Source organism: Sphingopyxis sp. PAMC25046, assembly GCF_004795895.1.
In the GTDB taxonomy this organism is placed as follows: Bacteria; Pseudomonadota; Alphaproteobacteria; order Sphingomonadales; family Sphingomonadaceae; genus Sphingopyxis.
Genome location: NZ_CP039250.1, coordinates 3316810 through 3330165, shown reverse-complemented (window position 1 = coordinate 3330165; position 13356 = coordinate 3316810). Strand labels below are relative to the sequence as shown.

At 64.3% G+C, this 13356-nt stretch carries 14 protein-coding genes; 11 read left to right on the top strand and 3 right to left on the bottom strand.

What is annotated here, in order from left to right:
• Position 1: 1 nt before the first annotated feature.
• Positions 2-2347 carry a glycosyltransferase family 4 protein gene (locus E5675_RS15710; protein ID WP_136175353.1) on the bottom strand — a complete coding sequence of 782 codons (2346 nt, stop codon included), beginning with the start codon at positions 2345-2347 and terminating at the stop codon, positions 2-4.
• Between the two features lie 421 nt (positions 2348-2768).
• Here E5675_RS15710 and E5675_RS15705 point away from each other — a divergent pair, with 421 nt between their 5' ends.
• From E5675_RS15705 to E5675_RS15685, 5 genes are all read left to right on the top strand, one after another.
• Complete coding sequence (locus E5675_RS15705; RefSeq protein ID WP_136175352.1) at positions 2769-3539, top strand: class I mannose-6-phosphate isomerase; 771 nt, start codon at positions 2769-2771, stop codon at positions 3537-3539.
• Between the two features lie 153 nt (positions 3540-3692).
• A complete protein-coding gene (locus E5675_RS15700) occupies positions 3693-4970 on the top strand; it encodes a glycoside hydrolase family 130 protein (RefSeq protein ID WP_247594650.1) in 1278 nt (425 codons plus the stop codon).
• 226 nt (positions 4971-5196) lie between these two features.
• Positions 5197-5652 carry a hypothetical protein gene (locus E5675_RS15695; RefSeq protein ID WP_136175350.1) on the top strand — a complete coding sequence of 152 codons (456 nt, stop codon included), beginning with the start codon at positions 5197-5199 and terminating at the stop codon, positions 5650-5652.
• Positions 5652-6131, top strand: coding sequence for a DUF421 domain-containing protein (locus tag E5675_RS15690; RefSeq protein ID WP_136175349.1), 480 nt, complete (start codon positions 5652-5654; stop codon positions 6129-6131). Before E5675_RS15695 ends, E5675_RS15690 begins: the two co-directional genes overlap by 1 nt.
• The gene (locus tag E5675_RS15685; protein WP_168707891.1) at positions 6112-6642 is read left to right on the top strand and encodes a nicotinamide-nucleotide amidohydrolase family protein; all 531 of its coding nucleotides are present in this window, start codon (positions 6112-6114) and stop codon (positions 6640-6642) included. The genes E5675_RS15690 and E5675_RS15685 overlap by 20 nt, the downstream gene beginning before the upstream one ends.
• A 29-nt stretch (positions 6643-6671) precedes the next feature.
• Here the strand turns inward: E5675_RS15685 and E5675_RS15680 are convergent, their stop codons facing one another.
• The gene (locus E5675_RS15680; protein ID WP_136175347.1) at positions 6672-6935 is read right to left on the bottom strand and encodes a hypothetical protein; all 264 of its coding nucleotides are present in this window, start codon (positions 6933-6935) and stop codon (positions 6672-6674) included.
• A gap of 437 nt (positions 6936-7372) precedes the next feature.
• Between E5675_RS15680 and E5675_RS15675 the strand changes: the two genes are divergently transcribed.
• The 5 genes from E5675_RS15675 (at position 7373) to E5675_RS15655 (ending at position 11037) form a co-directional block, all read left to right on the top strand.
• A complete protein-coding gene (locus E5675_RS15675; RefSeq protein WP_136175346.1) occupies positions 7373-8122 on the top strand; it encodes a Crp/Fnr family transcriptional regulator in 750 nt (249 codons plus the stop codon).
• Positions 8123-8200: 78 nt separating this feature from the next.
• Positions 8201-8821 carry a PRC-barrel domain-containing protein gene (locus E5675_RS15670; protein WP_348769807.1) on the top strand — a complete coding sequence of 207 codons (621 nt, stop codon included), beginning with the start codon at positions 8201-8203 and terminating at the stop codon, positions 8819-8821.
• Positions 8822-8886: 65 nt separating this feature from the next.
• Positions 8887-9801: an NAD(P)/FAD-dependent oxidoreductase gene (locus E5675_RS15665; RefSeq protein ID WP_168707890.1), complete on the top strand. Its 915-nt coding sequence runs from the start codon at positions 8887-8889 to the stop codon at positions 9799-9801.
• 145 nt (positions 9802-9946) lie between these two features.
• Positions 9947-10450, top strand: a complete 504-nt coding sequence (locus E5675_RS15660; protein WP_136175344.1) for a hemerythrin domain-containing protein — start codon at positions 9947-9949, stop codon at positions 10448-10450.
• Positions 10451-10785: 335 nt separating this feature from the next.
• Positions 10786-11037, top strand: a complete 252-nt coding sequence (locus tag E5675_RS15655; protein WP_136175343.1) for a hypothetical protein — start codon at positions 10786-10788, stop codon at positions 11035-11037.
• Between the two features lie 30 nt (positions 11038-11067).
• On the opposite strand, the gene E5675_RS15650 is transcribed toward E5675_RS15655, so the two are convergent.
• Positions 11068-11445 (bottom strand): response regulator, encoded by a 378-nt coding sequence (locus E5675_RS15650; RefSeq protein WP_210727546.1) that lies wholly within the window; start codon positions 11443-11445, stop codon positions 11068-11070.
• Positions 11446-11583: 138 nt separating this feature from the next.
• On the opposite strand from E5675_RS15650, the gene E5675_RS15645 reads away from it, so the two are divergent.
• Positions 11584-13128, top strand: coding sequence for a PAS domain S-box protein (locus E5675_RS15645; protein WP_136175342.1), 1545 nt, complete (start codon positions 11584-11586; stop codon positions 13126-13128).
• The last annotated feature ends 228 nt before the right edge of the window (positions 13129-13356 follow it).

The following is a 13356-nucleotide window of genomic DNA, read 5'->3' as shown; positions in this document are numbered from 1 at the left end:
GTCAATCGACCAGCGCCGGACGCTTGTCGTCGGCCTGCCATTCGGGGATGGTAGGCGCAGCGTCGCGCCAGAAGATGTCCGCCATCGTGCGGTGTGCGAGGTGAAACGCGAGAATCGATTCAGCGCCGCAGTTCCGATTGACCTCGCGCGGACCGAGCCCGTCGTGGCAGCGGCCCGAGCGCAGGTCGCCGAGCGCTGCGCCGCGATCATTTCGCCCCAGAAACCAGCTGTAAGCGGTCTCGGCATGGCAGCGCCAAACTTCGCCGCTGGTGAGAGCGAAGGCGCTCGCGCAGGCATCGACCGTCGCCCAGGCTTCGAGCGGCTGCTGATCGAAGGGGAGAGCTTCGCCTTCTCGGCCGAAACTTTCGGATCCCACCGGACGGAAATGGCCTTCGGGAGCGGTCTGAAAGTCGGCGAGCCAGCCAAGCGCGTCGAGGCCAGCTTGTTCGAGGGGCAACGATCCCAATCGTCGGCCGGCCCGCATAAGCGCCTCGGCGAGCCGCGCATTGTCGTAGGCAAGACCCGGTTCGAACCAGTCCCAGCCGCTGCGTCTCGCGCTCTTCCACAGGGAAGCCAGCAACGCGCCGCCGCGTTCGATGATCGCGCGGGCAGGACGATGATCGGGCTCGTGCGCGAGATATTCGTCGGCGCCGAGTATCGCAAAGGCGAGCGCGCGCGGATTCTCGAATTCGAGGGCGATCCCGGCCGTGCGCGCGAACCAGGCCGACGCCCATTGACGCAGGACAGGGCGCGCACGCGCCGCCGCGTGGCCGAGCGCCCAGAGGGTGCGACCATTGCTGTCTTCCGAGCCCGCGTCTTCGCGCCAGCACCGATCATATCCCATGAAGTTGCGATAACAGCGAAGATCCTCGTTCCAGCCGTGCTGGATGAAGCTTGCAAAGGCGAGCGCCCGATGCTCCATCTCCGCCTGCAGGCGCGGAGGCAAGCTCGAGACGAGCATCAGCGCGCGGGCATTGTCGTCGATGCAATAGCCGTGACGACGGTCCGGCACGGTCAGGATGGCATGCTGGAACATGCCGACATCGTCGCACATCGCCCACACACCGCCCAGCGCCGGGACGCCGCGCCGGGCGGCGAGCTCAGCGGCTGGCGCCGAAACCGTTTCGATGAGCGCCGCGCATTGTTCGGCGATCGCTCCCCAAGCCGTGCGCCGGCCGCGCGCATAGGCGCGGCGCTGCAGCGCGCGCCGCTCTTCGGGGACCGCGAGCAAAAGGCGCACGGCTTCGGCGATCGCCTCGCTCTCCGCGGAGGGAAGCAAGATGCCGGCCTCCCCGGCCAGCAGTTCGCGCGCATGAACGAAGGGGGTCGAAATGACGGCACGACCGAGCGCGACGGCATAAGCAAGCGTTCCCGAGGTGACCTGCTCGAGGTTGGGATAAGGAGCGAGATAGATGTCGCAAAGCTCGATCTGGTCGAGAAGGTCTTCCGTATCGAGGAAGCGGTTCTCCCATGCGATATTTTCGGAGACGCCAAGGCTGTCCGCGAGTGCCACGAGGCCGTCGCGATAGGCCTCGCCCTCATGGGCTATCAGATTGGGATGGGTTGCCCCGACGATGCGGTAAAGGATATCGGGATATTGCGCCGCGATCGCGGGGAGTGCGCGGATCGAGGCCTCGAGCCCCTTGCCCGGCCCGATCAGGCCGAAAGTCGACAGGACCGGTCGCTCGGCGAGACCGAGCGCGCGGCGCATCTTCGATATCTCGTTGAAGCTACGGTCGGGCGTGCCATGCTCGATGAGTGCTATCTGCGCCCGGTCGGCCCCATAGGTGTCGATCAGCGTGGTCCGGGCATGTTCGCTCATGACGACGAGCGTGCTCGCGCGCGCCACGAGCCGGTCGACGACGCGGCGCTGCTGGGGGGCGGGCTCGGCGAGCACCGTATGAAGCGTGACGATGAGCGGCGCGGCAATCCTGTCGACGAGTTCGAAGATCATCTCGCCGGCAGCGCCGCCGAAGATGCCGAACTCGTGCTGCAGCCAGACGACCGTCGCGCCGCTCGCGTTAATCGCGGCCGCGGCGGCGCGATAGTCGGCTGGCACATCGTCGCGGATCGCGCGCGTCACTTCGGCGTCGGTCGCGGGGTCAGCGAGGCTCTGCATCGCGTAAATGTCGATCGGGAGATCGGGCCTCGCGGCGTCGAGGTGGCGGCATGTGTCGGCGGTGAAGGTCGCGATGCCGCATTTGCGCGGACTGTAGCAGCCCACCATCGCCAGGCGCGGCGGCGGCAACGCCGCCGAGGATGCGGCTTCGTCGGCGAGCGTTCCCACAAGCGAGAAATCTTCTTCGCCGAAACTGCGAAAGTGACGGTCCTCGCTGATATGTTTCATGCCCATCCTCATATATGGGCCGGGCAGGCGAAAACCTCGCCCTCGCGCTGCCGGGCGCAAGGGTCCGCGCTCCGCGCCTGCCGAGCCGGTTTCGAATTGGTCGTATGACGCTGCCAACGCGCCGGCGCGTGCCGTGGTTGCAGTGCAGCAAGCCCGAACGACGCATTTTCGGCGGGCGATTGATCCAGGTTATGTCGAATCTTTCCGTAGCAGGCGTCGCGGCCGGGGTCGGGACGAGGCGAGCGATACAATCTCGCGTTTCGCATTGCCCGAAAGCGGGTCTCCATGGTCGAGACGTCGCCCGGAACGATCGACCGTTCGGCGCGTCGTCGGTTGGGGAATGACAATATGCTGGGAGGCGATCCTCATGCTCGATAGTGCGGCGCGTACCGCGAGCGTTTCGAAACTTTCCAAGATCGCGGTGGAAAAGCCGTGGGGCGTCGAGAGGCTTCCACCACCGTTTTCGAGCGGGGAGTCTCAGCGTGTCGGCGAGATTTGGTTCGATCCGCCGGACGACTGCCCGCTTCTCGCCAAATATCTCTTCACGAGCGAACGCCTTTCGATTCAGGTTCATCCGGACGATGCGCAGGCCCGTCGCCGAGGCCTTCCGAACGGCAAGGAGGAGTGCTGGCTGGTCCTCGACGCCGAACCCGGCGCCCGGCTTGGCATCGGCACGATACGGTCGCTCGACCGCGAGGCGCTTCGGGCCGCCGCGATTTCGGGAGAAATCGAGACGCTCATGCAGTGGCATCCCGCCGAGGCCGGGATGTTCTTTCATATCCCGCCCGGCACCGTGCACGCGATCGGCGGGGGGCTGACGCTTGCCGAAATCCAGCAGAAGAGCGACGTCACCTATCGCCTGTACGACTATGGGCGGCCCCGCGATCTCCATCTCGACGATGGCGTCGAGGTCGCGCGCGCCGAGCCGATGGCGGCCTCAAGCCGGCAGCTCGTAGCCGCCCGGGCGAGCACAGGGCTGCTCTCGGGTTCCCGGCTTTCGCTCGCTCATGTCGCAGGTGCCGACATGACGCCATTGCCTTCGGCCCATCCGCTTCTTCTGCTGCCGATTGCGGGCGAGCTGAAAGCCGGGGGAGTGAAAGCCTCGCCCGGCGAGTGCGTCTGGAGAGCCCGATCCGATGAAATCGAGTCAGACGTCGCCGCGCGCTTCCTCGCCGCTTGGACCGAAGGATAGCCTGAAACCAGCTTCGCATTTCACGGAACGCGCGGCGGAAAGCGGCGTTTTCCTTTCTCCTTGCACCCCACCGCCGGCTGCCTATCCTGCGCCGGGGGTAGAGATCGAAAGGCATTCCCGAATATGCTGATCTGCCGGCCGGAGCAGTCCCCCTTGGAGATACTTGGCGAAAAGCTCACCGCCGATCCGAGCCGGGTTGTCCTGCGGCCCTTTCATCTCGCCTGGCAATCAAATGTCTCGGAACCGTCGCGCGCGGCGCAGCTCGTCGCGGACATATTGGCGATGGGCGACGACCAGGCCGAACTGGAGCTCGGCCTGATCTGGAAAGATTTCTCCGAGCGCCACTGGCAGATAGGTCAGATTTTCGACGAACGCTTTCGCGAGGTGGCCGAGGATCTGGCTCTTGACGAGGCGCGGGTCTCGCCGGTCAAGCGCCGCGTCATCGGCGCCTATTTCTGTCACGAATATAGCTATGCCGCCGCGGCGCTCATGAACCCGAGCGTGGTTCCGCATCCCGACCAGAGCGGCATCGCGGACGATCAGCTACGCTTCGTCATGTCGATGCGCGCGGTAGGCGAAGGCCATATCTCCTCGATCGCCTTTCGCGAGGGCATCATGGGGCCGGGCTCGCGATTTCAGCTCTGGCCCCAGTCGGGTCCAGCGATGGCGGCGGTCGCCGACGACCGCCATCGCTGCGAGACCGACGAGCCGGTCGATGTTCACCGCCTCGCGGGAAGCACGATTTCGAACTCGGTGCTCTTCCCCGTCACCGAAGCCCAGCGCAACGGGCTAGAGGATCTGCGTTTGGTTCAATTCACGCACGATGGTGGCGAAAAAGAATATCTTGGGACCTACACGGCTTATTCGGGACGCGAAATTCGGTCCGAACTTATGCGTACCCGCGACTTCGGAAGTTTCACGCTCGAACCCCTCGTTGGACGGGCCGCAAGGCACAAGGGCATGGCGCTCTTTCCGCGAAAGATCGACGGACGCTACTGCATGATCGCGCGGCAGGACGGCAAGAATATCACCATCCTTGCGTCGGACAGTCTCAATGAATGGGACGATGAAGGCGAGCCGCTGATCCGGCCGCGCTTCCCTTGGGAGCTCGTCCAGATGGGCAATTGCGGAAGCCCGATCGAATGCGACGCGGGATGGATCCTGCTCACCCATGGCGTCGGCGCGATGCGCAAATATAGTCTCGGGGCGGCGCTTCTCGACAAGGAGAATCCCGGCCGCGTCCTGGCGCGCACAGCTTGTCCGATCCTCTCGGCGGCCGAGAGCGACCGCGAAGGCTATGTGCCCAATGTCGTCTATACCTGCGGCGCAACCGCGATCGGTGACCGACTTTTCATTCCGTACGGAATCTCGGACAGCGCCATCGGTTTTGCGACCACCACGGTCGATGCGCTGCTCGCGAGCATGGGCTAGGCGGCAGATCCGCGACGCGCGGTGGGAACCCTTGATCGAGGTTAGGTCGATCGTGGCAAACGGCGGGAACTCGCATCCGACTACCTCGTTTAATTCCGCGAGCGGCCGCCGGCAGGGATATGAAGCTGCGGTCGCGTGCGAGGCTGGTAATGGCCGGAGGCGTCGGTTGAGCGAATTACCCGAAGGAATATCGGAAGGAGGCGGGGCAGGCGGCGGCGACATATTCGTGACGCCGACTTCGCTCCTTTTGATCGGCGGGCTCCTGCTGACCGCTTGCCTCGGTCTCGCCGGAGGGCAACCAAGTCCGCGCGCTAGAGCCGATTTTGCGCTCGCCACCCTGGAGGTGAAAACCCCGGGCATCATCCGGAACGGCGAATTTTTCGAGACCGAAATCGAAGTCCGCAGCAAGGCCGGGATTGAAGAAGCCGTGCTTGCCGTCGAGCCCCGCCTCTGGCGCGACATGACGATCAACACGATGATACCCGCTGCTGCGGAAGAGGAGTTTCGTCGCGGCGAATTTCGCTTTTCCTACGGTCCGCTCGAAGCCGGCGAGACCCTCCGCATCAAGATCGACGGACAAATCAATCCCCCGCTCTTCGCAGGGACGGACGGGGCGATCGCCGTTTATGACGGCGACCGCCTGATTGGCCGGCAGCCGATATCCATCCGGGTTCTACCCTGATGGATATCGTCCTGCGCGCCACCGCGATGTTCGTTTTTCTCTATGTGCTCATCCGCTTGCTCGGAAAGCGGGAGCTCGGACAGATGACGCCGTTTGAACTGGTGTTGCTGATCGTCATGGGGGACCTGATCCAGCAGGGAGTCACCCATAATGACTTCAGCCTGACCGGTGGCCTGCTTGCAATCAGCACTTTCGCTTTTTGGGCGCTTCTACTCAGTTGGGCAACCTATCGCTTTCCCCGGCTCGAAGCCCTGCTCGATGGTTCGCCGAAAATCATCGTCAAGAAAGGGGAGATCATCGCGCGAAATTTGCGTCGCGACAGATTGACGCGCGACGAGATATTGTCGGAAATGCGCCTTGCGGGCATCGCCCGCCTCTCGGACGTCGAGTGGGCAATCCTCGAGCCCCAGGGCAAGATCAGTTTTCTGGCGCGCGGCACGAATGCGGCGAAACAGCAGGATGACGACGATGCCGTCTGAGCAAATGGCGCCGCCCCGCGAGAAGCGACGACGCGCCGACGCGACGCGCCGCCTCGCGAATATGCTGGCCGAAGCCGAATTGCGCGTCGCCACGGCCGAGAGTTGTACGGGCGGGCAGCTTGCCGCCCTGTTTGCCGGAGACGCAGCGCTCGGCCCCTGGCTTGAGCGCGGTTTCATCGTCTACTCCGCCGATGCGAAATGCGAGATGCTCGGCTTGGATCGCGCGGACGCAGAGCGTGATGAAGGCGTCAATGCCGAGGCTACCCGCGCCATGGCAGCGCAGGCGCTGGCGCGAAGCCGAGCCGGTATCGCGGTCGCCGTGACCGGCTTCTGCGGTCCGCAGCAGGGCAACGAAGAAGTCGGCCTTCTCTTTATCGCCGCGGCCCATCATGAAACCCGGGTCGAAGAGCATCATGTCGGAGATATTGGACGAGCCGCAGTCCTCGAAGCCGCAGTCGACCTCGCGCTCGCGATGCTCGAAGAGGCTGCGGCGATGGTGGCAGCGCGATAGCCGGAACACAGGGTCCGGACGCGGAGAGGCTATGCGGAGGACGGCGCGGGCCGTTCGATCCTGCGCCGCGCATCGACCGTGGTAACGATCACCGCGCAGCAGAGGCAGCCCTCCGCATCGGTGACCTCGACACGGAGGGACACGGTGTCGTCGATGAGCGCGGGATCGTCGGCGAGCAAATGGCCGGCATAGCGTGCCGCCTCGAGCCGAGCGGCGGTAAGATCGGCAAGGTCGACCCCTTCTTCATCCAGCTCGGCTCGACCGCTGCTGCTGTGGAAATAGAAACGGGGCACGCTTGTTCCTCCCGCCGTTGGCAGCTGCAAGAGCCTGCCGCCGGTCCGATACGCCCCTCCCGCTTGCGCTGGACTCACCACGTCGCTTGCGTCGGCGATGATCCTCTGTGCCTATCGCTCGCGGGTCGTGCAAGGTTCCATTGCAGCCGGGGAGGAACCGAAAATGTACGCGTTGCGGTAATAGCACGACGTGGAACCGGCCCGGCCAGCGCTCCGCGCTTCAATGCTTCACCCCCTACGCGGTCTGCTGGCGTTCGAGCGTGACTTTGCCCACTTGGTCCGGGAACAAGAATGGCGTCTCGGAAGTTGGAAGCGCGGGCTTGATTAACCTGCATCATCACGATTCCGCTTCCCATAAGGGCTGCGGGGCGGCTTTCGGGAGGAAAGCAGGAGGCAAGCCCGCCCCATGCTATTCGACCTTTGAGGGACCGTCAGTCATGTATACTGAACGCTTCTTGAGAGACCGACGCGGGGTCAGCCTCGAGCCTGGCGAATACGCCCGCCTCGAAGCCTCCATCGACCGCGTCGAGACGATCGACGCCCGCCGCATCATCGCGCGCGCGGGCGACTGGCTCGACCAGAGCACGCTCCTCGTCGACGGCATCATGTCGCGCTATCTCGACGACCGGAACGGCCTTCGCCAACTCGTGGCTATCCATCTCCCCGGCGACTTCGTCGATCTCCACGCCTATCCGCTGAAGCGCCTCGATCATGACGTGGGAACGATGACCGCGGCGACCGTCGCGATCGTGCCGCACCGGGCGCTCGATGCGATCACCGCCGAGATGCCCGACCTTTCGCGCAAACTCTGGTTCGCGACCCTGCTCGATGCGGCCATTCACCGCGCCTGGCTCTTCCGCCTCGGCCGCCTCGATGCCGTCGGACGCGTCGCGCACTTCCTGTGCGAAACCAATGTCCGCCTCCAGTCGGTGGGCCTGAGCGACGGGCGCCGGTTCGCCCTCGCGCTGACGCAGGCGGACATCGGAGAAATCTGCGGGCTGACCACTGTCCACGTCAACCGCGTTCTGCGTCAACTTCGCGAGGAAGCGCTCTGCCTCGTCCGCAACGGAAGCGTCGAGATCGGCGATCCTCATGCGCTCGCTCGCCGCGGACAGTTCGACCCGGCCTATCTCTACATTGAGGGGGCCGAAGCGGCCTACACGGCGGCGCGCCGCAAGCGCGGTTGATGGCAATGACGGGGTACCGGTCGGAACGGGCAGCCGCCGCGCAGCGTTCGAACCCGGCACGGCGAAGCGACAGGGAGATTGGGTCTGGAAGACGCAGCATCGATCATTGCCCCCGCCGCGACGATGATCGCCGCGATGATGACTGCCGCCAATCTGGGCGCACGGGTTACGGGATGGGGCTTCGTGGTTTTTACCGCGGGGTCGATTGCTTGGTCGATCGTCGGGATTTCGACCAGCCAGACCAATCTCGTCGCGACCAACATCTTCCTGACGCTCGTCAATCTCGTCGGGATCTGGCGCTGGCTCGGCCGCCAACGCCGCTATGAGGACGGTGCCCGCGGCGCCGAGCGCCGAAGTCAGGCGCACAGCGCCCCGTCGCTCCTTGCCGCAAGCGGCATGCGCGGTCTGCCCGTCAGCGACATCGCGGGTGAAGAAGCGGGCCACGTCGTCGACGCCATGATTTCCTGCGACACGGCGCAAATGAGCTATCTCGTCATCGCGAGCGGGGGGATCGGCGGTATCGACGAAAGTCTGCGCGCCGTCCCCGCGACCGAAATCGATTTTCATCCGGATGGCCTCATCCTCCTCACCACCCACGCCGAATTCGGGCGACGAGCGGAGCTGGAGCCTGGCGAGTGGCCCGCCGCCGCCACTCCCTCGGCCCGCTTGCGGGCCGCCTCCGGCAGCCAGCCCGAATGAGCGCTGCGGGGTCTCGACCCGGCCATGATGGTACGGAAGGGGGCGTCGCCCCTTGCGAAGTCGCCGTGGTAGGCGCCGGCCCCGCCGGTCTCACGGCGGCCTATTATCTCGGCCGCTATCGCCGGCGGACCCTCATCGTGCACGACGGGCGATCGCGCGCCGCGGGCGCCCCGATGGCGTTTAACGTACCCGGCTTTCCGGACGGTATATCGGGGTGCGACCTTCTCGAACGGCTCGAGCGTCAAGCTCGCGAATATGATGTCGCTTTTTGTGAGGACAAGGTTGTGACGCTGACACGCGATAGTGCGAGCGGGCTTTACCGGCTCGGCCTGGGGTCGGGCGTCGAGGTCACCGCGCGCGGAGTCATTCTAGCGACCGGGGTCGTAACACACGAGGCGTCACTGACGGAAGGCGATCACGCCCGCGCGGTGGCGGCCGGCGCGCTTCGATATTGCCCGATCTGCGACGGATACGAGCATAAGGAGCGGGACATCGCCGTGCTCGGGTCCGACCTTCACGGAGCGGCCGAGGCGATGTTCCTCCGCCAATATTCGCATCGCGTCACCCTCATTCCGAAGCATCGCGTCGCGCTCGATGCACGGGAGCGCGCCGAACTCGAGAAAAGTGATATCGAGATAGTCGAACGCGAGGTCGTGCGCCTCTGCTTCGACGGGACGGCAATCATTGCGGAGTTTGCCGGCGAAACGGCGCCGCGCCGCTTCGACACGCTTTATCCTGCGCTCGGCTCCACGCCGCGAAGCGAGCTTGCGCGCAGTGCGGGCTTCGAAACCGATGCCGATGGCTGCCTTCCCGACGATGCCTTTGCGCAGTCTTTGTTGCCCGGTCTCTATGCCGCAGGCGATGTGCTGGCGGGACTCGACCAGATCAGCACGGCCACCGGACATGGCGCGCTCGCCGCGACCCGTCTTCACAACTGGCTGAGGAGCCGCGACGGCCATGTCATGCGCGGCAGGCGCTGAGGCCGCGCGCAGGCGGGAGCGCGTTGCCACGCCCAAGCCCAAAAAATGATTGATCGAAGTTAAATGAGGCCTTGTGCGGTGGTTTTGGCGGAAACTTCGGCCGGGCTCGTCGGTTCCTCCGCTCGGGGGCGCAAGGAGGATTGTCATGAAGCACGCCGAAATCGATACCGACGCCACCCATATTCTCGCCGCGGATCATCGCGCGGTCGAAGCCCTGTTCGAGGAATTCGAGAAGGCCTCGTCGAAGAGCCGCAAGGCCGAGATTGCGGAGCGCATCTGCACCGAGCTGAAGATCCATGCCCAGATCGAGGAAGAGGTCTTCTATCCGGCGCTGAAGGGTAAGGTCGAGGAGGATCTTCTGAAGGAGGCATGGGTCGAGCATGACGGCGCCAAGGTCCTGATCAACGATATTCTGGCCTCGGGTCCCGACGACGAATTTTTCGAAGCCAAGGTCACGGTGCTCTCGGAAGAAATCAAGCATCATGTGAAGGAGGAAGAGAAGCAGCAGGGCAATATGTTCCAGCAGGCCCGCGCCGCCGAAATCGATCTCGATGCGCTCGGCGAGCGGATGCTCGAACGCAAGCGCGAGCTTCAGGCGCAGGCTGAAGACGAAGGCCTTCCGCCCGCGCAGCTCGCCACCATGCAATAGCGGCGGGGGCGATGCGCCTCTCCCCGAACGTCCGTCGCGGCCGGCAACGCCATTTCTTTGTACCGGCTCGCCGGGAGGCAGTCGTCTTGCGACGCGCCGGTCGCCGATGCGCCCCAAACGTTAGCTCAGGGCGACCCGCCGCGGGCTGGTTGATCTCGATCATGCCGAATTCTCTGCTGTCCTTGGCCGCCTCATGTTAGAAGGAGGGCAGGCTGCGGTTCCCACTGATCGGCTTTTCGTGGTTCCGGCATTATCCGCGGTCGATCCGTTGCATACGGCCAGCCGATCCAACATGCCGAGAGCCTGGTAGCGCTTGCTCCCGACAAGGAGCGGTCATGCGTGTATTTTACCTCGTGCTGCAAGAGGAAGGCGCGGAGCGGCCGTGCCGTGTCGACTTCAATGCCGCGGACGATTATCAGGCCTTTCAGCAGGCGTTGAACGTGCGCCGCGGTCAGGGAGTCGAGCTTTGGGAGGGCGAAAGGCTCCTCGTTCGCATGACCAAATCGGTCGATAATCTTTGGAAGCTGCTGCCTCGCGACCCGGTCGCGTGCCCTTCGGCAATGCCATCGGTAACCGCTGCACGCTGACCTGCTGCTCTGCGGCAGGCTTCGGTACGCCTATTTCTTCGGCGAGCAGATCGCGTGGCAGGCATCGATGAGCGCAGCCGTCGCTACCGGTTTGGGAAAAAAGACGCTTCCCGCCACCTGACGGGCGCCGATCGGCACGTTCGCCGACGCATAGATCACCCCGCCTTCGGGATAGTGGCCGCGATACGCCTCCGCGAGGTCCCAGCCGTCCATGACACCCGCAAGGCGGATATCGGTGACGAGAATCCGCGGCATCGCGCCTGCCATCAGGTCGAGGGCATCTTCGGCGGTTTCTGCCTCCGCTACCCTCGCGCCAACCTCTTCCAGCGCCTCGACGAGGTCGAGTCGCACGAGCCACTCATCCTCCACGACGAGAATCTCACAATCGAGCCTGTTTTCGACGGGCAAACCTGGTCCCCTGCAACTTCGAGCTTATGCGCGGCACTCGGGCAGGGCGCATGGCAGCGGTGGGGGAACGCATCAAGCCCTCGACGGTTTCATCGCAAGCGAGGGGCGTTTCGTCGTGGGACGCGATCGGGGAGAATCATGAATAATCGGGACGTACCGCCATCGGCCGAAGTCGCGGCCTATCTCGCAGCCGTCGTCGAGGGCTCAGACGATGCGATTATCACCAAGAATCTCGATGGCATCATCACGAGCTGGAACCCCGCTGCCCGAAGACTTTTCGGCTATCATGCCGGCGAAATCGTCGGCCGATCGATCCTAACCCTCATCCCGGATGATCGCTGGGACGAGGAGAGTCGCATTATCGAACGCATCCGCGCGGGCGAACGCGTCGAGCCTTTCGAGACAGTGCGGCGCCGCAAGGACGGCTCGCCAATCCATCTGTCGATTACCGTATCGCCGGTGCGGCGTGCCGACGGGACAATCATCGGGGCATCTAAAATCGCCCGCGATATCGGCGAACGCAGGGCCGTCGAGGCGCGTCTCGCGCGGCAGGCGGAGCATCTCGCGCACCTCAACCGCGCGGCGCGCATCGTGTCGCAGGACCTCGATCTCGAGCGCATCGTCGATGCCGTCACGCAAATCGGCGTCGAATTAAGCGGTGCGCGCTTCGGCGCCTTCTTTTACAATGTCGAGGATATCGCGGGCGAAAGCTACCAGCTCTTCTCGCTCGCGGGCGCGCCGCGCTCTGCTTTCGAGCGCTTCGGCATGCCCCGCAATACCGCCCTTTTCGAACCGACATTTCGCGGCGAGACCATCATCCGCTCGGACGACATCCGCGCGGACTCGCGTTACGGGAGAAATTCGCCGCATTCCGGCATGCCGGAAGGTCATCTGCCGGTCGTGAGCTATCTCGCGGTGCCTGTCGTCTCGCGTTCGGGGAAAGTCCATGGCGGCCTCTTCTTCGGTCATGACGAGGCCGGCATCTTCGACGCCGAAATCGAGAATCTGGTCGCGGCAGTCGCGGCGCAGGCGGCGGTCGCGATGGACAATGCCCAACTTCACAAATCGGCTCACTTCGAAATTGCCGAGCGCAAACGTGCGGAGAAAGCTCTCGCCCTCACGCTTGCCGAAATGCGCCACCGGGTGAAAAACACGCTCGCGATGGTTCAAGCGATCGCCGGGCAGACTTTCCGGGCCGCGCCCGCCGAGGAACGCCGCTCCTTCGAGGCACGGCTCTCCGCTCTCTCGTCGGCGCATGATCTCCTCACCGAGAAACAATGGGGCGCCGTCTCTGTACGCGAAATGGTGGCGCGCGCTTTGCGTGTCTTCTCGGATACCCATCCCGGCCGCGTAGCGATCGGGGGCAGCGACATGGAATTGGGGGCCGCCAAAGCGTTGCTTGCCGCAATGGCGCTCCATGAGCTCGCGACCAATGCGGTCAAATATGGTGCGCTTTCGAACGACACGGGCATCGTGGATGTATGTTGGAAAAGCGATACGACAGGGGACCGCGGCTCCCTGCGCATAGACTGGAACGAGAGCGGCGGTCCCGCTGTGGCGCCGCCGACGCGAAGAGGGTTCGGATCGCGGATGCTGGAGCGTGCGCTTCGTGCGCAGGGTGGAAAGGCAGACATCCTATTCGATCCTCGCGGTGTGCGTTGTTCGATCCTGATGCCGCTCTGAACATTATAGCCGGAATTGCGCTAGCGTGAGGCGGGGAGGAGACGGCAGATATGGGCGCTCAGTTCGTTAGCGACGCTTACCTCGCAAAGAGGGCGAGAATCGCGATCAAGCCCCAGGCAACAAGGCCGCCTATGAAAATAAGACGGCGACGGCGCGTGCGGAGAATGATTTCTCCGCCGCGCGCATCGTCCGCCGCATGAGGCGGGCTTGTTTCACCCATGTCTTGAT

Coding starts and splice junctions, on each gene's coding strand:
- E5675_RS15710 (WP_136175353.1), bottom strand. CDS start 2,347: ATGAAACATATCAGCGAGGACCGTCACTTTCGCAGTTTCGGCGAAGAA.
- E5675_RS15690 (WP_136175349.1), top strand. CDS start 5,652: ATGGATATCGTCCTGCGCGCCACCGCGATGTTCGTTTTTCTCTATGTG.
- E5675_RS15685 (WP_168707891.1), top strand. CDS start 6,112: ATGACGACGATGCCGTCTGAGCAAATGGCGCCGCCCCGCGAGAAGCGA.
- E5675_RS15675 (WP_136175346.1), top strand. CDS start 7,373: ATGTATACTGAACGCTTCTTGAGAGACCGACGCGGGGTCAGCCTCGAG.
- E5675_RS15660 (WP_136175344.1), top strand. CDS start 9,947: ATGAAGCACGCCGAAATCGATACCGACGCCACCCATATTCTCGCCGCG.
- E5675_RS15655 (WP_136175343.1), top strand. CDS start 10,786: ATGCGTGTATTTTACCTCGTGCTGCAAGAGGAAGGCGCGGAGCGGCCG.
- E5675_RS15645 (WP_136175342.1), top strand. CDS start 11,584: ATGAATAATCGGGACGTACCGCCATCGGCCGAAGTCGCGGCCTATCTC.